A 25,997-nucleotide genomic window follows, 5' to 3' on the forward strand; every position below is an offset into this window, starting at 1 on the left:
CCGCGTTAGCCCGCCGCACCGTCCAGGAACCACCGGTATCTCAACCGCAGGGCCCGCTCGGTACTGCCCGCCACTGCTCCGATCCCGAGGGTGATCGTGAGCCACAGCGGCAGCTGCACCGGCGAGACGAAGGCCCCGATGCTCTCGGCCACCGGCGGAATGGCAGTCAGCTGCTCGGCCAGCTCCAGCAGGACCAGGACGACCCCGATGCCGATCAGGATCAGGGAGATCACACCGATCCAACGGCTCCACACCGGGTGAGAACTATCAAAGCGCGCGCGGCGCCCCTCGGCGGAACGCGAATCCGGGACCAGCTGGCGGGCGGCACCGTCCTCGGTGACATAGTGGCAACGCTTGAGCCCGAAGGCACTCGTGGCCACCTCAATGACCCCACCGGGAACGGGGAACACGGCGGGCGACTTGGACTCGGCGTGGAGCCTGCCGTCCAGGTAGAGCCGGGCCATGACCTCGCCGGTCTTCGCATCACCGAGATAGCCGACGCTCACGGCATAGTCCACCGGCTGGCCATCCTCGCCGGTGATCCGCAGGTGCATGAGGCCGCGGTTCAGCAGTTGCCACCAGCGAAAGCGTTTCAGGGGACGCCCGTCGCCCGGTTTCACGCGCTTGGTCAGGCGATCCCGCCGCCAGTCCTGGAACATGCCTTGCCCTCCTCCGGGGTGCCGGGCCGGCGTCGTGCTGATGACGATCCCGGACCCTTCGCCGCATCCCTGTAGCACGCCGTGTTAGTCCTGCGCTGAAACCGTAACACAGCGTGTTATTTGAGTGCGAGAATGGGCCGATGGCATCCAAGGACGCAGCAGACATCGGCACTCGCGGGAGGATCATCATCGCGGCCGCGGAAATGGTCTCCGAGGACCCTCGTGCCCGGCTGAGCGTGCGCGCCGTGGCCGCGCGGGCCGGCATCAGCACCGGCTCACTCCGATACCACTTCCCGACCCAGCGCGAGCTCCAGGACACGGTCCTGCAGACCATCTACGAGGTGGTGGCGCCGGACGACCAGATCAAGGACCGCTCGCTGCCGCCCCGGGACCGCCTGGTCGGCTGCCTGCGCAACATCCTCGCACCGGCCGGCGTCGGGCAGGAGGCCCGGGACGGCTGGGCCACCGTCTTCCGCACGTTCATCGCCCCGGAGCCGACCGACGAGTCCGACGCGGCATATCAGGCTATCTGGCGGGAGGCACAGCATCGCGTGGAGTACTGGCTCTCCGTCCTGGCCGAGGAGGGTGCCATGCCCGCCGGCGACCCGTCGGCCCGCGCCCGGTTCCTCATGACGGTGGTCAATGGGCTCTCGATTGAACGCGCCCTGCCGGCGGACGCCTCCCTCCTGGCCCATGAGACCGCGACCCTGTACCTGGCCGTGGATGCGGTGCTCGGCTCACCGCTGCCTGACCCGACAAACGCCAGGGACGACGTCGGCGCCCCACCTGCGGAAGGTGAGGCGCCGACGTCGTCCTGATGACCATGCGGGCCACCCCACCGGTGGGGATGGCCCGCATAGCGGATTCGTGGCCGTTCAGGCCGAGGGGATCAGCCCTTGTAGCCGGTGCGCCAGCCGCCCTGGTAGGACTCGCGGGCCACGGCGGAGAACGGAACCGGGGAGACCGTGGCGGAGACCTCGGTCTGCACGTGCGGCTCGACGGTGGTCTTCCGGGTGCCGCCGTCCGGCTCGCCCCAGATGACCTTCAGCTCGGCGCCCTCGGGGACGTCCGGGTTGATGGTGGCCAGGGAGAGGGCGCGCTTCTCATTGGCGGAGTAGCCGGTGAACATGGACACGCCCACCACGTTGCCGTCGGCGTCCACCACGGCGTCGTAGTTCGAGGAGCCGTAGTTGGCCAGCGGCAGGTCGAAGTACTTGAAGGGGGTGCCCTCCGTGTCATACAGCGAGGACTGGATGCGCTTGATGTCCTCCGGGTCCCATGCCAGGGTGACCTTCTTGCGCTGGGCGGCCGGGTCGATCTTCTCGAGGGCCTCGCGGCCGATGAAGTCGTGGTCGAACTTCACGAAGTTGCCGTACCCGAGCTCCCAGGGGTTGAGGTAGTAGTCCTCGATGTTGTCGGAGACGAAGGAACCGGCCACGGCGTTGTTGGCCTCGTAGGAGTCGGCGCCCAGCCAGGCGCGGTACTCGGCCATCATGCCGTCGCCAGTGTAGATGGCCGGCAGCGGGGACGGGATCCAGCCGGACTCCAGGGTGTTGGACGGGTAGGCGCGGGAGCCCACGGGCAGCATGCCGAACTCGGCGCCGGCGGCCAGGATGGCCTCACGGATGCGGTCGTAGTCGGCGTAGGGGCCCCAGATCTCCAGGCCCGGGGCGCCGGACATGCCGTGGCGCAGGGTGCGGACCTGGGTGCCGTCGATGTTCATCCACGACATGTTGAAGAAGCCCAGCTGCTCCAGCGAGCCACCGTGCAGCTTCTCGATGATCTCCCAGGCACGCGGGCCCTGGATCTGGAAGCGGTAGTACTCGCGGTGCACCGGCTTGCCCATGGGGCGGGACGGGGAGCGGCGGTCCTCGACGATCTCAAGGTTCTTGTAGTCCCCGCGCTGGGCCTGGAAGAGCATCCAGTTGGTGACGGGGGCGCGGCCCACGTACACGTACTCCTCCTCTTCCTGGCGGAACAGGATGCCGTCACCGATGACGTGGCCGGCCGGGGTGGTGGGGACGTACTGCTTGGCCTTGTTCACGGGGAACTTCGCCACGGAGTTGATGGCGGTGTCCGAGATCAGCTTGATGGCATCCGGGCCACGCAGGATCAGGTTGTCCATGTGGTGCGACTGGTCGAACAGCACAGCCGAGTCACGCCAGGCGCGCTGCTCCGAGCGCCAGTTGGAGAACTCCGGCGCGACGACGGGGTAGATGTAGGCGCCGATCTGTGAGTTGCGCAGGTGGTCAACCACGTTGCCGGACGCGTCCAGCACGTCCTGCAGGGACTTGGTGTTTGCAACGGTTTCGGTCATCGAAACGGTCCTTTCTGGGGTTACTGCCGGGGCGACCGCGCGGACGGGGGTGATCCGCACCACACGAGGTTCACTCCAGACCATATACCTATGACGATAGGTATGTCGAGACCTTTTTTCCTCGTCCCCTCCTCGCCCGCTACTCCTCCCCTCCTCGCCCGCTTCTCGCCTCTTCTCCGCATCCTTCGCCCTGCCCGGCCCGGACGCAACACCCCGAGCGGGCTACGCTCGGACCATGAGCGAAGAACCGACCGACCGCACCGCCGCCCTGCCCACGATCGGCCTGGACGGACCCATCGATCCGGCCACGGACGGCGTCAGCTTCCACACGCGCAAGTGGGTCAAACCCGAAGACCTCAACGCCAACGGCACCCTCTTCGGCGGCTCGCTCCTGCGCTGGATCGACGAGCAGGCCGCCATCTACGCCATCATCCAGCTTGGCAACCACCGCAGCGTCACGAAGCTGATCTCCGAGATCAACTTCGTCTCCTCCGCCGAGCAGGGGGACATGATCGAAATGGGCCTGAAGGCCACGCACTTCGGCCGCACCTCCCTGACCATGCGCGCCGAGGTCCGCAACATGATCACCCGCCAGGTCATCCTCACCATCGAGAAGATCGTCTTCGTCTCCCTCGGCCCGGACGGCAAACCCGTCCCGCATGGCTACACGGATATCACCTATCACCGGGACCGCCTCCCGGTGCAGAACCGCAGCTGATGCAGCACCACACACCCCTGCCCGACGCCGGCCCTCGCCCCACCGGCACCGCCCACCTGAACGGTGGCGGAGAATCACAAGCGACTTGATATCCTCGAAAGGGTGACAGAGATCGAACGAGACGCGCGCGGCGCTCCGGCCACCGACCGGCTGAACTACACCGCCTACCGGCTGAGCCGGGCGCTGGACCGGTTCACCGAGAATTTGGCCCTGGCCCACGGGGTGACGCTGTCACAGTTCCTGATCCTCCAGGTCCTGGGCGAGGGGCTGCCCCTCTCCAACGCCCAGCTGGGACGGCGTACCTTCGTCAGCGCACAGGCCGCCCACCTTGTGGCGAACGAGCTGATCGACCTCGGCCTCGTGGAACGCGGCAACCACCCGACGAACCGCCGGGTGCGCCTGGTCAAGCTGACCGAGAGCGGCTGGGACCTCGTCCAACGCTGTGGGCAGGAGCTGCAGCGCCACGAGCGGCGGCTCACCGCCGCGGTGGGCGAGGACCTCGGCAACTCGATCGTCGACGTCCTGGACCACGCGGCCCGCGAACTCGCCGGCGGATACTTCGGGGATGACGAGGCCGAGGCGGACGCCATCTCCCGGCGGCAGATCACCAGCCGGCCGCGGCACGTCCCCTCGCGCCTGGCCGCGAACCGCCTGCGCTCCGCCGGCAGGGACGCCAAGGATGCCAGCGACTCCGGCGACCTCGCGGACGGCTCCGCCGACTGATCCCCAGTCCGGCCGACAGTTCCCGCTCTGGCGACAGCCTCAGGAGCGCGACGGCGCCGTCCGGACCAGCACCAGCGCGGTGCAGACCAGTGCGCTCGCGGCGGCCACCGCCAGGGACACCCGCCCGGAGCTGGCATCGATCAGCCAACCCATGAGCAGGGCACCGAACGGCACCATCCCATAGCTGCCGAGGGTCATCCAGGACATCATGCGCCCGAGGAACCGGGGGTCCACGGACTCCTGTGCCGCGGCGTTGACGATCCCCTGGTAGTAGCCGATCCCCAGTCCCAGCAGCGGGGCGGCGCACAGGAAGAGCGCCAGGGTGGGTGCTGCCGCGTTCAACGCCAGCACCACCCCGAACACCGCCGTGGCCGGGACCATCGCCCGCACGGAGACCTTGCGCTGCCGGGCCGCCAGGATCCCTCCCAGCACGGCGCCCACGGCATTGAGCGTGTGCACGGCGCCGACAGCACCGGCATCCCCGCCATAGCTGAGGTCCACTGTGGAGGTCAGCACCAGACCGAAGTTCATGGCCAGCAGGGACACCACCACGTTCACCACCAGCAGGGTGTTTACGTCCCGGCCGCGCTGGAACGGGACGCGGCCGCGCGGGCGGGCTCCGCCGTCGTGCTGGGCCCGGGGGTGCAGCTCGGCCGGGTGGATCATCCACCGGGTGCCGAAGACCACCAGGTAGGCACCGGCGTTGATGAGGATGCACAGGGCCGCCCCCAGCCCCTGGAAGGCGAGGCCGGCGAGCGCCGGGCCGACGGAGCGGGCGGCCGCCAGGGCGATGGTGCTGATCGAGGCGGCACTGGACAGGCCGCCGGGTCCCACGAGTTCGAAGATGATCGCCTGCGCCGCGACGCGTTCGAAGGCCTGGACGGAGCCGAGGACGCCGACCAGCCCATAGATCAGCCACAGATTCGGGTCCTCGGTCACCACCAGCGCCAGGGCGGCTGTGACCACGGCGGAGAGCAGCGAGGTCACCAGCAGCACGGTCCGGGCGGCCACCCGGTCCACCAGTCGGCCGGCGGCCAGACCCAGCACGAAGATGGGCAGGAATTGTGCGATCGTGATGCCGCTCAGGGCCTGGGCGCTGCCTGTGGCGTTGAGGACGACCAGCTGCAGGGCCAGGTTCTGGAACCAGACCCCGGTGTTGGAGATGACCTGGCCGATGAAGTACAGGGAGAAATTCCGCTGCCGGAACGGGCCTGACGATCCCGATACTGCCGGGGACCTCGACTTGCCCTCCGCGCCGGGATCTCCCTCCGGATCGGGCTCTCTCTCCGGGCCGGGCTCTCTCTCCGGGCCGGGTTCGTCCGGCTCAGACACGGCGCCGGATGAACTCGGCTATCCGCTCGGGGATCCGGGCGGCCGAACTCGACCGCTGATCCGCGTTGTTGGCCCGGATCTCCAGTACGGGGATCCCCTCGGCTTCCAGGGCCTCGGTGATGAATCCGCTGCCCGGGGTGTCGTCGGCCACCAGGTGCACCACGCCGTCCACTCCGTGGGTCAGGGCCTCCTTGACGTACCACTGGGAGGACCACGGCGGCACGTACAGCTGGTCGGTGATCCCCACGAACCGGGCGGCGAGCGCGCGCACGGGGTCGTCGCCGTACCGGAGGTAGCCGTCCGCGGCGATGGCCAGGTACATGGACCACACGAACACCGCCCCGAACTCCTCCTGGAACCGGGTGTACAGGCCCAGGTCTGACCACAGCCCGCGGCCGACCCACATCAGCCGCTTCCGCTCCCCCGGGCAGACGGCGACCTGCCGGTCCACACGCTCGGCGGTCTCCTCATAGAGACTCCGCGCCGCGTCCACGGCCCACTGGGTGCCGCGCTGCCACTGCGGCGCCATCACGGCGGGCATGGTGTCATTGACGAGCACCGGGGTGGGCCGGGTGGTGGCGATCAGGTCCCGGGTGCGCCGGTTCCACTCGGCCTGCTCGTTGCCCAGGGCCATGATCTCGGCCAGGCGGCCATAGTCCATGGTCCGTCCGGTCCGCTCCTCGAGCCAGGCGATCAGGTCCTGGATCTCGCCCTCGAGCAGGTCCAGGCGCTCCGTGCCGAAGGCCTGCTCCCACTGGTGCGGCACCAGTTCCCACCACCGGTCCGGCACCGGGTCCGCACCGGTGCGGGACAGCAGGAAGGTCTCGGTTCCCGGGCGGTTGCCCCACTGTTCGAAGATCTTGGCCGTGACGTCCCCGCTGCGTTCGGCTACCGCGAAGCGGGGGGCCGGCAGCCCGCCCCACGGCCGGTCCTCGGCCGGCAGATCCTGCTCCCCCAGCGGCATGGCGTCGTACTGGAGGCTGAAGTCCGGCAGCCCTCCAGCGGCCAACCGGTCCATGGAGGCCGGCCCGGCCTGCTTCGCGGCGATGATCGAGGACCACCACTGCGTGACCACGTACGGGATGTCCAGGGCGCGGAAGACCTCGTGCGGGGCATCGGCGTTGACCAGGGCGATCGGCTCACCGGCGGCCGCGCGCTGGCGCACCGTCTGGAACCACTCCTTCTGGTGGCGGGTGGCGGCCACGGCCGAGCGCAGCCGCTGCCCTGCGGGGGCCTGTGGTGTTCGCGGCTGGGCCGGTGTTCGCGGCTCGGTCACAGCGCGTCCTTCCTGTTCACGTTCCGTTGCAGCGCGCGGATGATCCCAGCGGTGGCGTCCTGGACACCGCCGGCGGGCACGCGGAGCTGTTCGGCCAGCCAGAGGTCACGGCTGGCCAGCGCCGGGCGGTACTCCGCCAGGTCCCAGACAGGGCCGTCGTCCAGGTCCCGCACCAGCGCCACCACCCCGGCGGCACCGCAGCGTTCCGTCTCCGCCAGCAGGTGCTCAGTCCGTTCGGAGGACAGGGAGCGGGCCGCCGCCGGGGGCCGGGCGGTGTGCCGGTCGGCCAGCTGGGCGCAGGCCTCCTCCAGCGTGGCGGCGTTGACGGCGTCCCCGATCCAGGCGGCGTCGCCGGCGTCATGGTCCTCCCCCACCACCACGGCCCCGGCCGCCTCGAGCGCCGCGTAGACGGTGGCATCCGGATGCGAGCTGCCGGTCAGGTACACCGGTACCCGCGCACCGGCCAGTTCGGCGGGCTCGTCCAGCTCCACCGGCTCGGCCGCGCTCCGGACCAGTTCCCCGATCCGTTCCCAGGCGTCCTCGGGAGACAGTTGGGCCGCAGCACGGTAGGCCGTCAGCGCCGTGGTTCCGGAGAGAACCCGTTCTCGACGCCGGCCCTGCACCGCCTCGAGCGCCTGGCCCAGCTTTGCTTCGCGCGCCGCGGCCTCGGCCAGCGACGTCGCGTCGACCTGCTGGCCGGTGACCCCGGAGACGAAGGCCGCCAGTCTCTCGTACTGGTGGGACACAAAACGCCGCCGATGGGCACCGCCACCGCGGGGAGCATCCAGGAGGTGGACCGGGAACGGCACCCGGCCGCGCTCGTCCAGGATGCGCAGGACGTAGTAGACGCGCAGGTCCGCCATGGAGTCGTTGCAGACCACCAGCCCGGCCAGCTCGTCATGGTCGCCGGAGAGGATCTCGTCGAGAACCCGGGCCGCCACGGCGTCGGCGGCCCCGAGCAGCTCGGTGGCCTCCTGGGAGACCGCACCGGTCCAGGAGCCGAGGATCCGCACCGGGACGGCCCCGCAGGCCAGGACGACCTGCCGCGGTACATCGGCCCCGACCACGCCGATGCGCATCGCGCTCACAGCACTCCCGCGGCGCGCAGATCCTCGATCCGGCCGGCGTCGTAACCGATGGCTCCCAGGACCGCATCGGTGTGCTCGCCCAGGTGGGGTGCCGGCACGTCCAGGGTGGTCTGGCTGGCGGAGAAGACCATGGGCAGCCCGGAGCCGTAGAGCCCCTCGAAGTGCCCGAACTTCGGGTGGACGAGCGGGACCACCTCGCCGCGCTGGACCACCAGCGGGTCCCTCACGGCGTCGGCGGTCGAGCGCACCGGGGCGGCCGGTGCTCCCTCACGGTCCAGGGCCTGCAGCACCTCGTCCAGCGGCTTCTCGGCAGCCCAGCCGGCGATCAGCCCGTGCAGGCGGTCGGCGTTGGCCACCCGGGCGTCCCGGGTGCCGAAGTCCTCGGCGTCCAGCAGGTCCGGCCGGTCGATGGCGCGGAGCACCCCGGCGGCGAACTGGTCGGTGGGTGCACAGATCGCGAAGTAGCCGTCTGCGGCCCGGAAGGTGCCGAACGGCGCCAGCCGGGGCACGTGGGCGCCGGTGCGCAGCGGGAAGCCCACGGACTCCAAGGCATCGAAGGGCTCGCAGGCCACCATGGAGGTCAGCGCCCCCAGCATGGAGACGTCCACGTGCTGGCCCTCGCCGGTGTGCTCGGCCTGCAGCACGGCGGCCAGGGTGCCGATCACCGCGAAGAGCGGTGCGGACAGGTCCCCGATCGGCAGACCGAACCGCACCGGGGGCTGGCCCGGCTCCCCGGCGGTCATCATGACGCCGCTGAGTGCCTGGACGATGGTGTCCATGGCCTTGCGGTCCCCGTTGTCCGGACCCGCCCCGAAGCCGCTGATCGAGGTGTAGACGAGCTTCTCGTTCAGGTGGCGCACGGAGGCGTAGTCGATCCCGAGGCGTTTGGTCACCCCGGCGCTGTAGTTCTCCACCAGGATGTCCGCCTCGCCGATCAGGTCGAACAGCACCTGGCGGCTCTCCGGGTGCTTCAGGTTCAACGTGATCGATTCCTTGCCCCGCCCGCGCAGCATCATCGAGACGGACATGTCGTCATCCGAGGTACGGCGCAGGCTGAGGCCACCCTCGGTGACATAGGGAGAGTTGTTGCGGGAGGAGTCCCCGCCGCGGGCGGGGTTCTCCACCTTGATCACCCGGGCGCCGAGGCCGGCCAGCAGCAGCGTGGCATAGGGGCCCGCCAGGGCGGTGGTCAGGTCGATGACGGTCTTGCCCTTGAGCGGTGCGGTCACGGTGTTCATCGGGGATGGTCCTCCAGTTGTACGGTCAGTCGGTCTCCGCTCCAGGCCAGGACGGTGTCCAGGCCGGCTTCGCGGGTGATCTCTTGCAGGTAGTGGCCCACGGCCTCACCGCCATCAGCGCGGGGCACGGGAACGGGACGGGCGTCGTCGTCGATCCAGCACGGGATGACCTCCGCGCTGACCCGCCCCTCCGCCTCCAGGGTGATGACGGCGATCGCCGTGTTCCGGCTCTCGGGGTGGAAGGGGTACTCGGGCATGGCGGGGTCCGGTGAGAACCCGAACAGCCGGATCCGCTCCCGGGCCCAGGCCCTCCGCTCGGGAGAGTCCCCGGGCTGGCCGCCCAGGGCGTGCGTCACCGTGGCGAGGTTGCCCAGCCCGTGGAAGATGGGCCGGCCCCGGTAGGCCTCGATCCCCTTGAGAATGTGGGCGTGGTGGGCGATCACGGCCACCGCCCCGGCGTCGATCGCCGCGTGGGCGATCTCGTACTGGTACTGCGCGATGTCCACGGGTTGGTGGACCAGTCCCTGGTGCAGGGCGACGATCACGTCCGTGCCCTCCGCCACTTGGGCCGCCACCCGGTCCGAGAACGCTGCCAGGGACCGCGGTTCGGCGAACGTGTAGGTCCGCGGCGGTCCGCCGGGGTTGGCGCCCCGGGGCTCATAGTGCGTGACGACCTCGATCCAGGCGCAGCCGGCCTTGCTGCTCCCGGCCCAGGACTCCCGGGGACCCACGCAGTTGACGCTGAGCACCGCGACCTTCCGGCCCTCGTGCCCGACGACGGCCGGTTGCCAGGCCTCCACCAGGTCACCGCCGGCGCCGGTGGTCACCATGCCCCGGTCCCGGCAGTGCCGACGGGTGTCCTCGATCCCCTCGCCACCGAAGTCATAGACGTGGTTCCCGGCCAAGGTGAGGACGTCGAAGCCCGCACCGGCCACCGCGTCCAGCGCGGACGGCGGCGCAGGCAGGGCTGGCACGTCCGAGGACATCGTGGCGGTGGCCTCGGTGTGCGGCACCTCGAGCTGGCCGATGACCACATCGGCCTCCGCCAGGACCGGGGCCACGGCGGCGAGGAGCGAGGTGGCATCCTCCCGTTCCAGGACGAGGTCCCCGGTGGCCATGATGGTGGTCGTCGGTGCCATACCTGGCGCCATGCCCACCGTCATCCCCGCCGCTCGTCATTGGCCCGCATTGAGCGGGCCAGGAAGGAGCGCAGGCGGTCCGTCTCCGGGGCGCGGAAGAACTCGTCCGCGGGACGGTCCTCGATGACCCGGCCCTCGGCCATGAACACGCAGCGGTCAGCGACCTCGCGGGCAAACTCCATCTCGTGGGTGACCACCACCATGGTCCGGCCGGTGGCGGCCAGGGCCTTCATGGTCTGCAGCACCTCGTCGATGAGTTCCGGGTCCAGGGCGCTGGTCGGCTCGTCGAACAGCAGCACCCGCGGCTCCACGGCCACCGCACGGGCGATGGCCACGCGCTGCTGCTGGCCGCCCGAGAGCTGCCGCGGGTACGCGTCCGCCTTGTCCGAGAGGCCCACCTTGGCCAGCAGGTCCCGCGCCGCGGCCTTGGCCTGGGCCGAGGGAACCCCGTGGACCGCGATGGGGGCCTCGGTGACGTTGCGCAGCACGGTCCAGTGCGGGAACAGGTTGAACTGCTGGAACACCATGCTCATCCGGCGGCGCTGGGCGCGGACCCCGGCATCGGTCAGCGGGCGCAGGCTGCGGCCCTGCTCGAAGCCGAGCAGGTCGCCGTCCAGGTACATGGCGCCGCCGTCGATCGTCTCGAGCTGGTCGATGCACCGCACGAGGGTGGACTTGCCGGAGCCGGAGGGTCCGAGGATGGCCACCACCTCGCCCTCGTTGACGGTCAGGTCGATGCCGTCCAGGGCCGTGTGGTCCCCGAACTGCTTGCGCAGGCCCACCACCTCGAGCACCGGGGTGGCGAGTGCTGCTCCCGCCGTGCCGCGCGCGGTGCCGGTCTGGGATCCGTTCATCACTGGTTCTCCTTGGTCCGGTTGTCGATCGCGGTACCGGCCTGGCCGGCGTCGGGCGCAACTGGGTCGGTGGAGGTGCCGGCCGCCGCGGCGCGACCGGTGGCCTTGGGCGCCGCGCGGGTGGCCCCACGGCTGTAGTGGGCCTCGATCTTGCCCTGGATGACCGTGAGGATGGAGACCGAAACGAGGTACCAGATCACCGCCACGATGAGCATGGGCACCACGTCATAGGTGCGGTTGTAGATGACTTGCACGGCATGCAGGAGGTCGCCCATCGCGATGACGCTGACAAGGGAGGTGCCCTTGAGGGTCGCGATGACCTGGGAGCCGGTCGGCGGGATGATGACCCGCATGGCCTGCGGCAGCACGATCCGGCTGAAGGAGTGCCACCGGCTGAAGCCCATGGCCGCCGAGGCGTCGTGCTGGCCCTGGTCCACCGAGAGGATGCCCGCCCGGATGATCTCCGCCATATAGGCCGCCTCGTGGAGGGACAGGCCGATGATGGCTGCGGTCAACGGCGTGATGAGGTCGTTCGTGGACCAGCTGAAGAACTCGGGCCCGAACGGCACGCCCACGGAGATCCGAGGGAGTAGGTAGGCGAGGTTGAACCAGAAGATCAGCTGGACCAGCGGCGGGACCCCGCGGAAGAAGCCGACGAAGGCCTTGCACGCCAACCGTGCGGGCCAGTAGTCGCTGAGCTGCCCGGCCGCGAGCACCACGCCGAGGGAGGTGCCCAGCACCATGGCGACCGCCGTCAGCAGGATGCTGGTGAGCAGGCCCAGCAGCACGCTCGGGTTGAAGAGGTACTCGGCGACGATCGGCCATTCGAACCGTTCGTTGGTGACGAGGAAGGTCAGGATGCCGAAGGCCACGAGGACCAGCACCACGGTGCCCAGGATGCGCAGCGGTCTGATTCGGGGGCGGGCATCGGCAACATCGACGGCATCGGTTCGCACAGTGGGTGCGGCAGTGGTCATGGAGATCTCCGAGACGGTCATTCGCCGGATGATTCACCGGACGTCTGTCCGGTCATCGGGTTGAGGGTGGGAGCATCGACCTTGGTGTCGTCCAGGCCCCATTCGGCCATGATCCGGTCATACTCGCCGTTCTCGAAGATGCCCTCGAAGGCGGCCAGCATGGCCTCGGCGAGTTCGTTGTCCTTGGGCATGAACATGGCGAGCTGGTCGATGCCGGCGCCCTGCTCCTCGGACTGGGCAATGAACTCGAACACGCCCTCGTCCTGGGTCTGGATGTCGATGGCCGCAGTCTGGGTAGTCCCGGCGTAGTCGGCGCGGTCCGACCGGACGGCGAGGATCGTGGAGTTGGTGTCCTCCAGCCCCAGGAACTCGGGGGCTTCGAGGCCCTCGCCCTCGCACCACTCGGCGTAACGCTCCAGCTGGCTCTCGGTGACGGAGCCGGTGACGCCGGCGACGCGGGCACCACAGACGTCCTCCGGCGTTCCTAGGTCCTCCTGCCGTTCGCTCAGGTAGAGGTAGGACGTCCGCGTGGTCATCCAGACCACGGCGTCGAAGTCCTCCTCCCGCTCGGCGGTGGTGCGGACCGGGCCGTTGAAGGCGTCATAGCGGCCGGACAGCATGCCGGTCAGCATGGCGTCCAGTCCGGACGAGGTCTGGATGGTGAACGGAACGCCCAGCTGCTCGGCGAGGGCCTCCTGGATGTCCGGGTCGATGCCCGTGATCTCGCCGCCCTCCTGCAGGGTGCGGTACGGCGGGTGGGTGTCACCGGCGATGGTGATGCCCCCGGCGGACTTGATGTCCTCCGGCAGTAGGTCGTACGCCGGGGCCTCGGTATTGACCCCACCGGCGGCGGTGGACGCGGATTCCTCGCCGGAGGATTCGACTCCGGCATCCGACGAGGAACAGGACGCGAGGGCGAGCACGGTCAGACCAGCGAGGGCTGCGGTGCCGAGACGGCTGTACTTCATGGCGATCTCCCAAGTAAGTGAGGTGCATCACGGGTGGAATGTGTGACGAGAATATCATGTCGCTTGATATTCGTCATAGCCTCTTGTGGAGATTGGCGCGGGAGCATCCACCGACCAGCAGCTCCAAGGGATTGATCAACGATGTAGATCATCAACCAAATACCCAGGCGGAGATGAACCCGTGCACGGCGGAGCCAGGAGGCCGATGATGGGAGCAGACGAAAGGAGACGTCATGAGCGATCAGAAGGCTGGCCCCGGGACCAGCACCACCACGTCCACCGCCACCGCCGAGGCCGCGAGCACCCACGCCGAGGTGGCCGACCAGCTCATGGCGGAGGCCACCAAGGCCCAGGCCCGGCATGACCAGGATGATGCCCGCGCAGACGAGTGGGGCATGGCGTCCTTCCCCGCCTCCGATCCGCCGCAGAACTACTGAGCGGACGCGCTTCCAGTCACATCAAACCTGCCCAACCACAGGGATAGCCCCGGTGGCTGGGCCTGATGCCGGCCCTACAGTCCCAGTGCGCTGATCCCGCCCAGTGAGGTCCCGAGGATGACTACCGTGGAGAGCAGCCCGAGCAGCACCGGCCGGTAGCCGACCCGGAGGAGGCTCTTCAGGTGCACCCCGAGGCCCAGGGCGAACATCGCCGCGGACAGTAACAATGTCTGCAGGATCTGGACCACGTCCAGGACCGGCTCCGGCAGCACGCCCGTGGTCCGCAGGAGCATGGCCGCCACGAAGCCGAGGACGAAGAGCGGGACGATCGGCGGGCGCTTCGCCGTGGTCGCGGCACCACCCTGCCGCCGCAGGTGGATCGAGAGCCCAGCGGCCATCGGCGCGAGCATCAGCACCCGGGCCAGCTTCACGGTCACAGCGATCGCGAGCGCACCACCGCCCACCGCCCCGCCGGCGGCCACCACCTGCGCGACCTCATGGGTGGAGGCACCGATCCAGATCCCCAGCGTTTCCTCCGACAGGCCCAGCAGTCCGCCGAGGAACGGCACCAGCGGGATCATGATCGTGCCGAACAGCACCACCAGCGCGATGGCGGTGGCGACCTCCTCCTCCTTGGCCTTGGCCACCCCGTCCATGCCGGCCACCGCCGCCGCGCCGCAGATGGAGAACCCGGAGGCGATCAGCAGCCGCTGCGCCGGAGAGATCCCCAGCCGGGCGCCAATCCACAGTGTCCCGAAGAACGTCACGGCCACGGACGCCACCACCACGGCCAGCACCCCGAAGCCCAGGTCCAGGACCGAGGTCAGGGACACCTGCAGCCCGAGCAGCACGATCCCCGTGCGGAGTAGCTTTTTGGCCGAGATCGCCACCCCGGGAGCCAGCACCGCCGGCACGGGGGCCAGGTTCCGCCACAGGGCCCCGGCCAGGATCGCCACGAGCAGCGGGCTGATGCCCGGCAGCAGGTGCGCCAACCCCCAGGCGAGTACCGCTGCAGCGAGGCAGACGGCGAGACCGGGCAGGGCCGGCGTCGGGAACCGACGGAAACCCCGCCGTGCCTCCGGCAGATCCGCAGAGGTTGAACCGCGCTCGCCGCCGGTCGCAGGAGTCGGCGTGGGTGCCGCGGCTTGGGGTCGGATGCTGTCAGGAAAGGGCACCCTTCGACGATTCCAGCACCAGCGGACTGCCAGTAGCCCCCGCCTGACCAACGCGGCCATATGATGCTGATATGTCCACCGCAGCCGAGGGCGACCCTCCGCAGAGCCGCTTGCCTGTTCCTCAGCAGGTTCCGCAGCACACCCAGCAGAACCCCCCACCGCGCGCCCCGCACATCGACTCGTGGCTGAACCTGACCATGCTGCGACTGCTGGTGGGCGTCGCCGATCGAGGGAGCCTGAGCTCCTCGGCGCGGGCTGCGGGAATAGCGCAGTCCAATGCCTCCCGTTCCCTCCGGACGCTCGAGCGGCGGCTGGGCTACACGCTGCTGCGCCGGTCCACCCGCGGCTCGACGCTGACGCAGGAGGGCGTGCTGACGGTGGAGTGGGCGCGGGAGGTGCTGGACGGCGTGGACCGGCTGTCCGCGGGGGCTGATGCCCTGGCGCACCGGGGGCAGGAGGAGCTGGCGATCGGGGCGAGCATGACCATCGCCGAGCACCTGCTGCCCGGCTGGATCGGCGCGTTCCGGGCACGGCGGCCGGGCGTGGCCACCCAGCTGCGGGTGATGAACTCGGCCCACGTCATCGAGGCGGTGACGGCCGGGACGGTGGCGCTGGGCTTCGTGGAGACCCCCGACCTGCCGGCGGACCTGCGTGCGGTCACGGTGTTCACGGACCAGCTGGTCGTCGTCGCCGGTCCAGGGCATGCGTGGGCACGCCGCGACGAGCCACTGGACCCGGCCGAGCTGGCCATCACCGCCCTGGTCGAGCGCGAGGAGGGGTCCGGAACTCGCGCCTTCCTCGACCGCCTCGTGGACGATCACCGCCCCGCCCCGCTCGTGGAGCTCAACAGCAACTCGGCGATCTGCCAGGCGGTGGTGGAGGGCATCGGACCCGCCGTCTTGTCCCGCCTGGCTGTGGAGGGCTACCTGCGTTCCGGCCAGCTCACCGAGATCCCGACGCGCGGGCCACGGCTCGACCGCATCCTGCAAGCCATCTGGCGGGGCCGGCTGTCCGACGGCGGCACGGCGGCCGAGTTCCTCGAGGTCGCCCTGGGCGGTGGACGGGGAGGCTGCCCCTCGCAAGGCTCCCGGTACCCCTCGCAAGTTTCCCGGTGATCATGACTATCCCCGGTCATGATCACCGTGAGTAGTCAGGATCGGCGGGAAAGATGCTCTGGGCCCATGGCGTCCAGCGGTGCTCCTCCGTACCGTGAGTGGGGAAGAGCAACCGGTATCGAACGAAGGAGGACGCATGCGCGCAGTGATCGTGGCAGCCAAGGGCGCCGAGGCAGAGGTCAAAGAGGTGATGGAGGACCAGCTGCTGGTCGGCGTCGGAGAATCCGGCACCGTGGAACTGGACGTGCTCTACTCCAGTTACAACTACAAGGACGGCATGGCCATCGACGGCGGCGGCCGGGGCATCCTGCAGAGCTTCCCGATCATCCCGGGGATCGACATCGTCGGCACGGTGACCGGTTCCGAGGACCCGGACTGGTCAACCGGGGACACCGTGGTGCTCAACGGGGACGGCATCGGCGAGTCCCTCCACGGCGGCTTCGCCACCCGGGCCCGAGTCCGGCCGGACGCCCTCGTGAAGCTGCCCGAGTCATTGAGCCCGGAGCGCGCTGCGGCCATCGGCACCGCGGGCTTCACCGCCATGATCTCCGTCCTGCAGCTGGAGGACGCGGGCGTGACCACGGAGTCCGGTGACGTGCTGGTGACCGGCGCCGCAGGCGGGGTCGGCTCGGTGGCAGTGTCCCTGCTGGCCGGCCGCGGCTACCGCGTGGTGGCCTCCACCGGACGCGTCGAGGAGGAAGGCGACTACCTCCGCGGCCTCGGCGCCGCCGACCTGATCGACCGCCACGAACTCTCCGACGAGCTGGGCAAGCCCGTGCAGTCCGAGCGGTGGGCCGGGGCCATCGACGTCGCCGGCAGCACCACCCTGGCCAATGTCCTCGCGCAGACACAGTACGGCGGCACGGTCTCCGCGTGCGGCCTCGCCCAGGGGATGGACCTCCCCACGTCCGTCGCACCCTTCATCCTGCGCGGCGTCACCCTCACCGGCGCGAACTCGGTCAAGGCCCCGCGGGAACTGCGGCAACGGGCGTGGAATGCGCTGGCGTCAGAGTTGGACCTGGAGAAGCTGGACGAGATGACCACGACGATCGGCCTGGCGGACACCATCCCCTACGCGGAGCGGATCCTGGCCGGACGCACCCGCGGGCGCACCGTCGTCGACGTCAACGCCTGACCGCCCTCTGCACTTTCAGGGCAGAAAACTAGTGATCTCTGCCCTGAAAGTGGTGCCCGGGCTGTGTCTCCTGCGGGAGTCAGCCGTCAGCGGAGTCCGCGGAAGAACTCCGTGATCTCCTGCGCCAGGGCCGCGGGCTGCTCGAGGGCGGCGAAGTGCCCACCGCGGTCCATCTGCGTCCAGCGGCGGATATCCGTGAAGTGACGGGCGGCCAGGCTGCGCGGCGGCACGCGGATCTCGGCAGGGAAGGCCGCATAGCCGGTGGGCACATCCACGGTGGCGCCGCCGCTCAAAGGCCCGATGCCCTGGACCTGCCCGTGGTACGGCCAGAACGAGGACGCGATGGCACCGGTGAACCAGTACAGGGCGATGTCCGCCAGCATCCGGTCCCGGTCCACGGCTTCGAACACGTCACCGCCGTGGTCCGTCCACCCGTGGAACTTCTCCCCGATCCAGGCCGCCAGCCCGGCCGGGCTGTCCATCAGGGCGGCCGCGAGGGTCTGCGGCTTGGTGCCCTGGATCTGGGTGTAGGCACCCTCCTGCCGGCGCCACTCCGCCTGCTGTTCCAGGTAGCGCCGTTCCTCCTCCGTGGTCTCCTCGGTGGGGGCCGCGCCGGGCAGACCGACCAGGAAGTTCAGGTGGATTCCGGTGAGTCGCTCCGGGTGGCGGACGGCGAGGCTGGTCGCGATGTGCGCGCCCCAATCCCCGCCCTGGGCGGCGAACGTGCGGTAGCCGAGGACATCCGTCATCAGTTCGGCGAAGAGATCGGCCATCTCCGGAATGGCGAGCCGGGCCTGATCGGGCCGAAAGGACGGCCCGTAGCCGGGCAGGGAGGGCGCCACCACGGTGAACGCATCGGCCGGGTCTCCCCCGAAGCGGGCCGGATCGGTGAGCCGCGGGATGAGGTCGAGGAACTCGAACACCGAGCCGGGCCAGCCGTGGCTGAGCAGCAGCGGCACGGGCGCGGGTCCCTGGCCCGGGACATGGAGGAAGTGCAGTGGAATCCCCCGCAACTCGCTGCGGAACTGCGGGAAGGAGTTCAACTCCGCCTCCTGGGCCCGCCAGTCGAACCGGTCCCGCCAGTAGCCGACCAGCTCGGCCAGCCAGTCGACGTCGGCCCCGTGGGCCCAGGCCTCTCCCGGCGCCCGGTCCGGCAGACGGGTGGTGGCCAAGCGCCGGGCGAGATTCTCAAGGTCAACGTCGGCGATGTGCAGTTCGAAGGGCACGGGTTGGCGGGGATCGACCGTTGTCATGGCCCCATTGTGGCGCACGGCACGTCTGGGCGCGAGGCCCCCTGGAGTGCCCGGGGTGCGGCGGATGGACGGCGGATGGACGGCGCACCCAGTCATCGACGACAGCCTGCCAGTGTCCCTACGATGGGCCGATGGCACCCACCCACCACACCATCGACTACGTCGAGCTCGCCGCCCCGGACCTGGAGAGGGCCAAGGCCTTCTACGGCGAGGCCTTCGGCTGGGCCTTCAACGACTACGGCCCTGATTACGCGGGCATCCAGGCGGCGAACGGTGATGGTGAGGTCGGCGGACTGAACCCCCACGCGGTTGCTGGATCCGGGATGCCGCTGGTCATCATCTACTCGGACGACCTCGACGCGACCGTGGAGGCGGTGCGCTCGGCCGGCGGACAGATCACCCAGGAACCCTACGAGTTCCCCGGCGGCCGGCGGTTCCACTTCACCGATCCCGGCGGCAACGAGCTGGCGGCCTGGTCCACCTCCTGCTCCTGCCCGGTCACAGCCGGGTCTGTACCATGCACGAGTGCCACCTTCAGAGCCGCGGACCAGTGCCGCCAGCAACCCGCCGTCCGCGTCCTCGGCTTCCCCGGCCTCCCCTCAGGCCAACCACCCGGAGGCCGCCTCCCCGGCCGTGAACCCGCGGCTCCTCGTCGCGGTGCTCGCGGCCACCGGCATCGTGGTGTCCCTGGCGCAGACGCTCGTGGTGCCGATCCTCGGCGATCTGCCCGTCATCTTCGGCACGGACGTCGCCACCGCCTCCTGGGTGATCACCGTGACCCTGCTCGTGGGCGCCGTGAGCACGCCGGTGATGGGCCGGCTGGCGGACCTGTACGGCAAGAAGCGGATGATGCTGGTGGCGGTCACCCCCTTCATCATCGGGTCCATCGTCTGCGCCCTCGCCACCGACGTGGTGGTGATGATCCTCGGCCGCGGACTCCAGGGCCTGGGCACCGGTATGATCCCGCTGGGCATCTCCCTGATCCACGACGTGCTGTCCAAGGAGAAGGCCGGTTCGGCCATCGCCCTGATGAGCTCCTCCATGGGCATCGGCGGCGCCCTCGGCATCCCGGTGGCCGCGGCCATCGCCCAGTTCGCCAGTTGGCGCGTGCTCTTCTGGGCGACGGCGGCCATTGCCGTGGCCACGGCCGTCGCCATTGCCCTGATCGTCCCCGCGCTCCGCCCGTCGGCCCGTCCCGTCATGGCCGACGGTCCCAGCGCAGCCGGCACTGCGGGCGGCGCTGCAGGCCAGCCCCTGCCGGCAACCCCTGGCGGCAAACCCGTCGGCTTCGACGTGGTCGGCGCGATCGGCCTGGCCATCGGACTGACGGCCCTGCTGCTGGGGATCTCCAAGGGTGCCGAATGGGGCTGGGGCAGCGTCCTGACGTTGGGCAGCGTGGGGGTGGCCGTCGTCGTGCTCGTGGCCTGGGGTGCCTACGAATGGCGCCGGCCGGGTCCGCTGGTGGACCTGCGCACCACGCTGCGGCCCGTGGTGCTGCTGACGAATCTGGCCTCGGTGCTGTTCGGCTTCAGCATGTACGCGATGAACCTGATCATCCCGCAGGTGATGCAGTTGCCCGTGGACCTCGGGTACGGACTGGGCCAGACGATGATCCAGATGGGCCTGTGGATGGCTCCCATGGGTCTGGGCATGATGGCCGTCTCCGGGCTCGGCGCGCGGATCAGCTACCGCAGGGGTCCGAAGCTCACCCTCACGCTGGCCGGCGTCATCATCGCCGCGGGCTACGGCGCCACCGCCCTCATCCTCGCGACCCTCGGCAGCCGTGCCCCGGGGCCCGCCGACGGGGCGACGATCCTGTGGACACTGGTGCTGCTGTGCGGCGCCGGAGCCCTGGTCGGTTGCGGCATCGGCTTCGCCTACGGCGCCATGCCCGCCCTGATCATGAGCGCCGTGCCAGCCACGGAGAAGGCCTCGGCGAACGGGCTCAACGCGCTGATGCGCTCGCTGGGCACCACCATCTCCGCCGCGGTCATCGGCGCCCTGCTCGGAGCCCTGTCCCAGCAGGTCGGCGGCATCCCGGTGCCCACCCAGACCGGGTTCCTGGTGGCCCTGCTGTGCGGCGCCGGGGCAGCGTTGGTGGCGGCCGGCGTCGCGGTGATGATCCCGGCGAAGAGGCCGGAACGGGGCCAACCTTCCGCCTGACGGTGTGATCCTTGACACACTCACGGCGCTGGATCCACGATATGGCCACAGTCCGTCGGCGCTCCCCTCGCCCTGGTGATCCATCCTCGCTGTTCTCGATGGGTTCCGTGGCGGGCGAATCGCGGGTCCTCCCGCACGGCACCGCCGGAAGCCATCACTCGGGGAGGAATCATCATGTCCAGAGTCAAGAACGGGGTGCGGCGACTTGCCTGCACCGTGGCGGCGGTATCCATGGTGGCGGTGGGCCTCTCGGCTCCAGCCCAGGCCACCGGACCGGCGGGCCCGGCCGACGTGGGAACGGGCGGTGCTGACCACTGCTCCGCCCTCGCCGGGCTGGAGATCGACGCCGAGCAGATCGGGGTGCCCACCTCGGGCGCCGTCGTCAACAGTGCCGAACACGTCTCGGACGAGACGGACGGGACCTACTGCAAGGTGATCGGCAAGACCCTGCCGGTCGATCCGGAGGCTCCGGGGGTGACGTTCCAGGTGAACCTCCCGGACGGCTGGAACGGGAAGTCCCTGCAGTTCGGTGGAGGTGCATTCAACGGCACGCTCGTCACCGGAACCGGACACCACAACCTGCAGCCGCAGGACCTCGAGACCCCGCTGGCCCAGGGCTACACGACCCTCGGATCCGACGGCGGCCACGAGTCGGACGCTGGCTTCGATGCCGAGTTCGCCCTCAAGGAAGAGTCGCTGAAGGACTACGGCCTGTACTCCATCAAGAAGGCCCATGACGTCTCCGAGATCCTCATGGACACCTACTACGGCCAGGAGTCCGAGTACGCCTACTTCATCGGTGGCTCCCAGGGTGGCCACGAGGCCCTGGACGCCGCGGCCCGGTACCCGGACGACTACGAGGGCGTGGTGGCCAACTACCCGGCCTACAACGTCATGATGCTGCACCTGTCCTCCCTGAACGCTGGCCGGGCCATGTATGCCGAGGGCGGTGAGGCCTGGCTCAGCCCGGAGGACACGAAACTGCTGACGGACACCGTCTACGAGGTGTGTGACACGGTCGAACTCGACGGCGCCGTGGACGGCATCATCTCCAACGTGGCCGGCTGCAATGAGGTCCTGACCATCGATGCGGTCGAGCAGCTGCTGGGCTGTGAGAGTGGTGCCACCGAGGAGGATGCCTGCCTGACCCCGGAGCAGATCGCCGCCATCGATACGGTCCACTCGAGCTATGTTCCTGGCGTCGAGATCGCCGGGCAGACCGAGGCCAGGCGCTGGCCGATCCTGGAGGGCGCCCTCTGGCAGGCCTCGAACTTCGGCGCCGAGCCGCAGCCGTCCAATCCGCTCTCCGGCAGTGAGGGACTGCTCTACAGCGTCGGTGCCACCAACGTGAAGTACCTGATCACCCAGGACCCGGAGTACGACGCCATGGAGTTCGACCCCACGGAATGGGAGGAGCGGATCCAGGAGCTGGCGTCCATCACGGACGTCTCCAATGTGAGCCTGGAGCCCTTCTTCGACCGCGGCGGCAAGCTGCTGATGACCCACGGCACCGCGGACGACTTCATCAGCCCGCACAACTCGGACGCCTACTGGGAGCAGCAGCTCGAGAGCTTCGGCGAGGAGCTCGCGGACAGCGCCCGGTACTACAAGGTCCCGGGACTCGGCCACGGCTTCGGGCCGTTCAACGCCACGTGGGACGGGCTGGGTGTGCTCGCCGGCTGGGTGGAAGACGGCACGGCGCCCGGCACCCTGACCGCCGAGGACGCCAATGAGGGAACGGACCGGACCCGGCCGATGTGCGAGTACCCGGCCTGGCCCCAGTACCAGGGCACCGGCTCCGAGGACTCGGCCGATTCCTTCGAGTGCGTGACCACGGAGACGGTGGCCGACTTCACCGACAACGAGCCGGACTCCTCGTACTACGCCCCGGTGCGGTGGCTGCAGTTGGCGGGGATCACCCAGGGCTATGCCGACGGCTCCTTCGGCAAGTACCGGGACATCAGCCGCGGCGAGTCCGTGGCCTTCCTCCAGCGGCACCTCGCTCCGGATGCCGAGCCGGGCGACACCACGTTCACGGATGTACCGGAGGGCTCCACCTTCTTCACCCCGATCAGCTGGGCAGCCGGCGAGGAGATCACCCTCGGGTATGCCGACGGGCAGTTCAGGCCCGGCCAGTCCGTGACCCGCGGCGAGTTCGCCTCCTTCCTCTACCGTGCCGTGGACCCGGCACACCAGGGCCCGGAGGAGAGCGAGTTCACGGACGTGGACACCACCGATACCCACTACGAGGCCATCACGTGGATGGCGTCCGAGGGCATCTCGCAGGGCTACCGTGACGGTTCCTACAAGCCGCACCAGCACATCACCCGCGCCGAGACCGCCACCCTGCTCTACCGATACGAGTACCTGGTGGCCGACCGAGGGTGATCCTCTCCCCTCCTGCCCAGCCACAGGGATGTTCACTGCGGCTGGGCAGGATTGCGGGGGGCCGGATGAGCAGGGGCACTGGCGTCACACAGCTCCACGTTGCGTCCGGAAAGCGCAGTCGGGGCCGCCGCTAGCCGGTGAACTATCCTGTATGTCGGCGTATGACGGCAAGAGCGCGCACAAAAACTACGCTTTAACCGGTCACCACCCCCTTGACAACAGGAGCACCACCCATGACTCGTAACCACACCCGCGCACTCTCCCTCTCCGCCCTAGCCCTGACCGGTGCTCTGGCCCTGACCGCCTGTGGAAGCGGGGAGTCTGATGCCGAACTGGGCACCGAGGGGAACCCGGTCCAGCTCGGCGTGGTGGGCGCCTCCGAGCCCTACTGGACCACCTTCGAGGAGGCCGTCGAGGCCGAGGGCATCCAGCTCGACATCGTGGACTTCACCGAGTACACGCAGCCGAACCCGGCCCTGTCCGAGGGCGAGCTGGACATCAACCAGTTCCAGCACATCCAGTACCTGGCGGACTACAACGTCTCCGCCGGGGATGACATCCAGCCGATCGGCGCCACCGCCATCTACCCCATGGGCCTGTACTCCGAGAAGTACGACTCGGTGGACCAGATCCAGGAGGGCGAGACGGTGATCGTCCCCAATGACACCGTGAACCAGGCCCGTGGCCTGCTGGTGCTGCAGTCGGCGGGGCTGATCACGCTGCAGGACGGCGGCAACGCCTCCTCTACCCCGGAGGACATCATCGAGGAGGAGTCCAAGGTCGAGGTCTCCGCCCTGGACGCCGCCGTGACCGTGACCTCCCTGCCGGACGTCGCCGCCGCCATCGTCAACAACGACTTCATGGGGGACGCCGGCCTGACCCCCGAGGACGCCATCGCCCAGGACGACCCCGAGGATCCGGCCGCCCTGCCCTACGTCAACATCTTCGCCACGAAGGCCGAGGACAAGGACAACGAGGTGCTGAACAAGCTGGTGGAGATCTACCAGACCAACCAGGACGTGCTGGACGGCGCCCAGGAGTCGGCCGGCGGCTCCGCGGTATTCCTGCAGACCCCGGCGGCGGAGCTGCAGGAGTCGCTCACGACCACCGAGGAAGCCCTCAGCAACGCGGGCTGACCCCCGGCAACCGGGCCCGACGCCGGCCGGCACCTCCCGCTGAGAGGCGCCGGCCGGCGTCGGGCATGGTGGGCCTCTTCTGTCCGCACAGGAGGGACCCGGACAGTAGGTGCCCGAACCGAAGGAAATGCAGGACAATCACCCCATGCCCCACATCGCCCTGAAGGACGTCACCAAGGAGTATCCCGCGCCTCAGCGCGGTCATGCTCCCACCGTGGCGGTGGACCGTGTCAGCCTCGAGATCGAGAAGGGTGACGTCTTCGGCATCATCGGCTATTCGGGTGCGGGGAAGTCAACCCTCGTCCGCCTGATCAACGCGCTCGAGCCGGCCACCGCCGGCTCCATCGAGATCGACGGGACGGACATCACCCGGCTCTCGGCGGCCCGGCAGCGCCAGATGCGCACCGGCATCGGGATGATCTTCCAGCGCTTCAACCTGCTCAGCTCCCGCTCGGTGCGCCGCAACGTGGAGTACCCCCTCGAGGTCGCCGGGATGGGCAAGGCCGAGCGGCGGAGGAAGGCACTCGAGCTGCTCGACTTCGTGGGCCTGGCGGACAAGGCGGGCGCCTTCCCGGAGCAGCTCTCCGGCGGTCAGCAGCAGCGCGTTGGCATCGCCCGGGCCCTGGCCGCGGACCCGCCCATCCTGCTCGCGGACGAGGCCACCTCCGCCCTCGACCCGGAGACCACGGACGAGGTCCTGGACCTGCTCGCCAAGGTCAACAGGGATCTCGGCGTGACGATCGTGGTCATCACCCACGAGATGGAGGTGATCGCCCGGATCGCCACCAAGGTCGCCGTGATGGACCGCGGCCAAGTCGTGGAGGCCGGCGAGACCTACTCTGTCTTCACCAACCCGCAGACCGCCACGTCGAGGCGCTTCGTGCGCACCGTGGTGCGCAATCTGCCGACCGGCGATGAACTCACCGAACTGCGCGCGCAGCACGAGGGACGGTTCTTCACCATCTCGTTCACGGACGAGGGGGCCACCGAGGCCCGCGTCTTCGGGGCGCTGGCGCGCGCCGGCGTCGACTTCAACCTGGTGTATGGCGGGGTGGACTCCATCCAGGGCCGCGTCTACGGGCTGCTGACCATCGCCGTGCGCGGGGACGCGGCGGCGGTGGACGAGGCGGTCTCCTCCATCGGCTCCGGGGTCACCGTCGAGGAGGTGCACGCATGAGCATCATCGAACAGGTCACCGAGCTGATGCCGACGCTGCTGGAGCAGACCGGCATCATGCTGTGGATCGTGGCCCTGGCCCTCATCTTCGGCGGGATCTGCGGTCTCATCCTGGGCCTGCTGCTCTACGTGACCCGCAAGGGCGGGATCATGCAGCAGACGGTCGTCTTCTGGGTCATCAACATCCTGGTGAACACGTTCCGGCCCGTGCCGTTCATCATCTTCATCGCCGCCATCCAGCCGTTGGCCCGGCAGGTGGTGGGCACCGGCATCGGCTCCGACGCCGTGGTGTTCGGCATCTCGATCGCCGCCAGCTTCTTCATCGCCCGGCTCGTGGAGCAGAACCTCATGGCCGTGGACCCGGGCGTGATCGAGGCGGCCCGGGCCATGGGCGCCAGCCCCTGGCGCATCGTCCGCACCGTGATCCTGCCCGAGGCCCTGGGTCCGCTCGTGCTGGGCTACACCTTCGCCATCGTCGCCCTGATCGACATGTCCGCCGTGGCCGGCATCATCGGCGGCGAGGGGCTGGGCAACTACGCCGTCTCCTACGGCTACCGCCAGTTCGACCCCGTGGTCACCTGGACCGCGCTGTTCATCATCGTGATCGTGGTGCAGTTGATCCAGGCCTTCGGCAACATCCTGGCCCGCAAGATCCTGCGGCGGTAGCCCACCGCAGAACAAGGCACGTTCGAGAACCACGACGGCGGCCGGGCACCCTGGGTGCCCGGCC

The 25,997-nt window shown here is 69.5% G+C and carries 23 protein-coding genes and 1 pseudogene; 12 read left to right on the plus strand and 12 right to left on the minus strand.

Annotated features, from left to right (window positions below; genetic code table 11):
- Window positions 1–5: 5 nt before the first annotated feature.
- Window positions 6–659 carry a hypothetical protein gene (locus IEX49_RS15590; protein ID WP_188807053.1) on the minus strand — a complete coding sequence of 218 codons (654 nt, stop codon included), beginning with the start codon at window positions 657–659 and terminating at the stop codon, window positions 6–8.
- A 140-nt stretch (window positions 660–799) separates the two neighbouring features.
- On the opposite strand from IEX49_RS15590, the gene IEX49_RS15595 reads away from it, so the two are divergent.
- Entirely contained in the window at window positions 800–1,477 is a 678-nt protein-coding gene (locus tag IEX49_RS15595; protein WP_188807055.1) for a TetR/AcrR family transcriptional regulator, read from the plus strand.
- 71 nt (window positions 1,478–1,548) lie between these two features.
- On the opposite strand, the gene ligM is transcribed toward IEX49_RS15595, so the two are convergent.
- A complete protein-coding gene (ligM, locus tag IEX49_RS15600; protein WP_188807056.1) occupies window positions 1,549–2,976 on the minus strand; it encodes a vanillate/3-O-methylgallate O-demethylase in 1,428 nt (475 codons plus the stop codon).
- Between the two features lie 235 nt (window positions 2,977–3,211).
- Here ligM and IEX49_RS15605 point away from each other — a divergent pair, with 235 nt between their 5' ends.
- Both IEX49_RS15605 and IEX49_RS15610 read left to right on the plus strand, forming a co-directional pair.
- Window positions 3,212–3,694, plus strand: coding sequence for an acyl-CoA thioesterase (locus IEX49_RS15605; RefSeq protein ID WP_159553023.1), 483 nt, complete (start codon window positions 3,212–3,214; stop codon window positions 3,692–3,694).
- A gap of 102 nt (window positions 3,695–3,796) precedes the next feature.
- Window positions 3,797–4,417: a MarR family winged helix-turn-helix transcriptional regulator gene (locus IEX49_RS15610; RefSeq protein ID WP_188807058.1), complete on the plus strand. Its 621-nt coding sequence runs from the start codon at window positions 3,797–3,799 to the stop codon at window positions 4,415–4,417.
- Window positions 4,418–4,456: 39 nt separating this feature from the next.
- Here IEX49_RS15610 and IEX49_RS15615 read toward each other — a convergent pair whose 3' ends face one another.
- From IEX49_RS15615 to IEX49_RS15650, 8 genes are read right to left on the minus strand one after another with little or no spacing between them, the layout of a single operon-like run.
- Window positions 4,457–5,749 (minus strand): MFS transporter, encoded by a 1,293-nt coding sequence (locus IEX49_RS15615; protein WP_188807060.1) that lies wholly within the window; start codon window positions 5,747–5,749, stop codon window positions 4,457–4,459.
- A complete protein-coding gene (locus IEX49_RS15620; protein ID WP_188807062.1) occupies window positions 5,742–7,025 on the minus strand; it encodes a 2-hydroxyacyl-CoA dehydratase family protein in 1,284 nt (427 codons plus the stop codon). Before IEX49_RS15620 ends, IEX49_RS15615 begins: the two co-directional genes overlap by 8 nt.
- Window positions 7,022–8,104 carry a 2-hydroxyacyl-CoA dehydratase family protein gene (locus IEX49_RS15625; protein WP_229672818.1) on the minus strand — a complete coding sequence of 361 codons (1,083 nt, stop codon included), beginning with the start codon at window positions 8,102–8,104 and terminating at the stop codon, window positions 7,022–7,024. Before IEX49_RS15625 ends, IEX49_RS15620 begins: the two co-directional genes overlap by 4 nt.
- 5 nt (window positions 8,105–8,109) lie before the next feature.
- The gene (locus IEX49_RS15630; RefSeq protein ID WP_188807066.1) at window positions 8,110–9,351 is read right to left on the minus strand and encodes a CaiB/BaiF CoA transferase family protein; all 1,242 of its coding nucleotides are present in this window, start codon (window positions 9,349–9,351) and stop codon (window positions 8,110–8,112) included.
- Window positions 9,348–10,490, minus strand: a complete 1,143-nt coding sequence (locus IEX49_RS15635; protein ID WP_188807068.1) for a CapA family protein — start codon at window positions 10,488–10,490, stop codon at window positions 9,348–9,350. Before IEX49_RS15635 ends, IEX49_RS15630 begins: the two co-directional genes overlap by 4 nt.
- Before the next feature lie 20 nt (window positions 10,491–10,510).
- A complete protein-coding gene (locus IEX49_RS15640; protein WP_308421958.1) occupies window positions 10,511–11,344 on the minus strand; it encodes an amino acid ABC transporter ATP-binding protein in 834 nt (277 codons plus the stop codon).
- Window positions 11,344–12,342, minus strand: a complete 999-nt coding sequence (locus tag IEX49_RS15645; RefSeq protein WP_229672784.1) for an amino acid ABC transporter permease — start codon at window positions 12,340–12,342, stop codon at window positions 11,344–11,346. Before IEX49_RS15645 ends, IEX49_RS15640 begins: the two co-directional genes overlap by 1 nt.
- The gene (locus tag IEX49_RS15650; RefSeq protein WP_188807070.1) at window positions 12,339–13,289 is read right to left on the minus strand and encodes a transporter substrate-binding domain-containing protein; all 951 of its coding nucleotides are present in this window, start codon (window positions 13,287–13,289) and stop codon (window positions 12,339–12,341) included. The genes IEX49_RS15645 and IEX49_RS15650 overlap by 4 nt, the downstream gene beginning before the upstream one ends.
- Before the next feature lie 233 nt (window positions 13,290–13,522).
- On the opposite strand from IEX49_RS15650, the gene IEX49_RS15655 reads away from it, so the two are divergent.
- A complete protein-coding gene (locus tag IEX49_RS15655; RefSeq protein ID WP_188807189.1) occupies window positions 13,523–13,726 on the plus strand; it encodes a hypothetical protein in 204 nt (67 codons plus the stop codon).
- Window positions 13,727–13,800: 74 nt separating this feature from the next.
- Here IEX49_RS15655 and IEX49_RS15660 read toward each other — a convergent pair whose 3' ends face one another.
- On the minus strand, window positions 13,801–14,901 hold the full coding sequence (locus IEX49_RS15660) for a YeiH family protein (protein ID WP_229672787.1): 1,101 nt from the start codon (window positions 14,899–14,901) through the stop codon (window positions 13,801–13,803).
- A 71-nt stretch (window positions 14,902–14,972) separates the two neighbouring features.
- On the opposite strand from IEX49_RS15660, the gene IEX49_RS15665 reads away from it, so the two are divergent.
- Together IEX49_RS15665 and IEX49_RS15670 are read left to right on the plus strand one after the other, a co-directional pair.
- Window positions 14,973–16,016 carry a LysR family transcriptional regulator gene (locus IEX49_RS15665; protein ID WP_188807073.1) on the plus strand — a complete coding sequence of 348 codons (1,044 nt, stop codon included), beginning with the start codon at window positions 14,973–14,975 and terminating at the stop codon, window positions 16,014–16,016.
- Between the two features lie 136 nt (window positions 16,017–16,152).
- Window positions 16,153–17,151 (plus strand): MDR family oxidoreductase, encoded by a 999-nt coding sequence (locus tag IEX49_RS15670; protein ID WP_188807075.1) that lies wholly within the window; start codon window positions 16,153–16,155, stop codon window positions 17,149–17,151.
- A gap of 86 nt (window positions 17,152–17,237) precedes the next feature.
- Here the strand turns inward: IEX49_RS15670 and IEX49_RS15675 are convergent, their stop codons facing one another.
- Window positions 17,238–18,404: an epoxide hydrolase family protein gene (locus tag IEX49_RS15675; RefSeq protein WP_188807077.1), complete on the minus strand. Its 1,167-nt coding sequence runs from the start codon at window positions 18,402–18,404 to the stop codon at window positions 17,238–17,240.
- A 131-nt stretch (window positions 18,405–18,535) separates the two neighbouring features.
- Here IEX49_RS15675 and IEX49_RS15680 point away from each other — a divergent pair.
- The 6 genes and pseudogenes from IEX49_RS15680 to IEX49_RS15705 form a co-directional block, all read left to right on the plus strand.
- Window positions 18,536–18,859, plus strand: a pseudogene (locus IEX49_RS15680) (VOC family protein); the annotation flags it as partial.
- Between the two features lie 70 nt (window positions 18,860–18,929).
- Window positions 18,930–20,567 carry an MFS transporter gene (locus tag IEX49_RS15685; RefSeq protein WP_188807079.1) on the plus strand — a complete coding sequence of 546 codons (1,638 nt, stop codon included), beginning with the start codon at window positions 18,930–18,932 and terminating at the stop codon, window positions 20,565–20,567.
- A 174-nt stretch (window positions 20,568–20,741) separates the two neighbouring features.
- Entirely contained in the window at window positions 20,742–22,955 is a 2,214-nt protein-coding gene (locus IEX49_RS15690; RefSeq protein WP_188807081.1) for a tannase/feruloyl esterase family alpha/beta hydrolase, read from the plus strand.
- A 233-nt stretch (window positions 22,956–23,188) separates the two neighbouring features.
- Window positions 23,189–24,091 (plus strand): MetQ/NlpA family ABC transporter substrate-binding protein, encoded by a 903-nt coding sequence (locus tag IEX49_RS15695; RefSeq protein ID WP_188807083.1) that lies wholly within the window; start codon window positions 23,189–23,191, stop codon window positions 24,089–24,091.
- A 145-nt stretch (window positions 24,092–24,236) separates the two neighbouring features.
- On the plus strand, window positions 24,237–25,268 hold the full coding sequence (locus IEX49_RS15700) for a methionine ABC transporter ATP-binding protein (RefSeq protein WP_188807085.1): 1,032 nt from the start codon (window positions 24,237–24,239) through the stop codon (window positions 25,266–25,268).
- 5 nt (window positions 25,269–25,273) lie between these two features.
- Complete coding sequence (locus tag IEX49_RS15705; RefSeq protein WP_373286746.1) at window positions 25,274–25,933, plus strand: methionine ABC transporter permease; 660 nt, start codon at window positions 25,274–25,276, stop codon at window positions 25,931–25,933.
- Window positions 25,934–25,997 lie beyond the last annotated feature (64 nt).

The organism is Citricoccus zhacaiensis, from assembly GCF_014645315.1.
Classification (GTDB): Bacteria; Actinomycetota; Actinomycetes; order Actinomycetales; family Micrococcaceae; genus Citricoccus; species Citricoccus zhacaiensis.

Bases quoted from the DNA above. Each gene is read 5' to 3' on its own strand.
- IEX49_RS15590 (WP_188807053.1), bottom strand. From the start codon at position 659: ATGTTCCAGGACTGGCGGCGGGATCGCCTGACCAAGCGCGTGAAACCG.
- IEX49_RS15595 (WP_188807055.1), top strand. From the start codon at position 800: ATGGCATCCAAGGACGCAGCAGACATCGGCACTCGCGGGAGGATCATC.
- ligM (WP_188807056.1), bottom strand. From the start codon at position 2,976: ATGACCGAAACCGTTGCAAACACCAAGTCCCTGCAGGACGTGCTGGAC.
- IEX49_RS15605 (WP_159553023.1), top strand. From the start codon at position 3,212: ATGAGCGAAGAACCGACCGACCGCACCGCCGCCCTGCCCACGATCGGC.
- IEX49_RS15625 (WP_229672818.1), bottom strand. From the start codon at position 8,104: ATGCGCATCGGCGTGGTCGGGGCCGATGTACCGCGGCAGGTCGTCCTG.
- IEX49_RS15630 (WP_188807066.1), bottom strand. From the start codon at position 9,351: ATGAACACCGTGACCGCACCGCTCAAGGGCAAGACCGTCATCGACCTG.
- IEX49_RS15635 (WP_188807068.1), bottom strand. From the start codon at position 10,490: ATGGCACCGACGACCACCATCATGGCCACCGGGGACCTCGTCCTGGAA.
- IEX49_RS15640 (WP_308421958.1), bottom strand. From the start codon at position 11,344: ATGAACGGATCCCAGACCGGCACCGCGCGCGGCACGGCGGGAGCAGCA.
- IEX49_RS15645 (WP_229672784.1), bottom strand. From the start codon at position 12,342: ATGACCGTCTCGGAGATCTCCATGACCACTGCCGCACCCACTGTGCGA.
- IEX49_RS15650 (WP_188807070.1), bottom strand. From the start codon at position 13,289: ATGAAGTACAGCCGTCTCGGCACCGCAGCCCTCGCTGGTCTGACCGTG.
- IEX49_RS15655 (WP_188807189.1), top strand. From the start codon at position 13,523: ATGAGCGATCAGAAGGCTGGCCCCGGGACCAGCACCACCACGTCCACC.
- IEX49_RS15665 (WP_188807073.1), top strand. From the start codon at position 14,973: ATGTCCACCGCAGCCGAGGGCGACCCTCCGCAGAGCCGCTTGCCTGTT.
- IEX49_RS15670 (WP_188807075.1), top strand. From the start codon at position 16,153: ATGCGCGCAGTGATCGTGGCAGCCAAGGGCGCCGAGGCAGAGGTCAAA.
- IEX49_RS15675 (WP_188807077.1), bottom strand. From the start codon at position 18,404: ATGACAACGGTCGATCCCCGCCAACCCGTGCCCTTCGAACTGCACATC.
- IEX49_RS15690 (WP_188807081.1), top strand. From the start codon at position 20,742: ATGTCCAGAGTCAAGAACGGGGTGCGGCGACTTGCCTGCACCGTGGCG.
- IEX49_RS15695 (WP_188807083.1), top strand. From the start codon at position 23,189: ATGACTCGTAACCACACCCGCGCACTCTCCCTCTCCGCCCTAGCCCTG.
- IEX49_RS15700 (WP_188807085.1), top strand. From the start codon at position 24,237: ATGCCCCACATCGCCCTGAAGGACGTCACCAAGGAGTATCCCGCGCCT.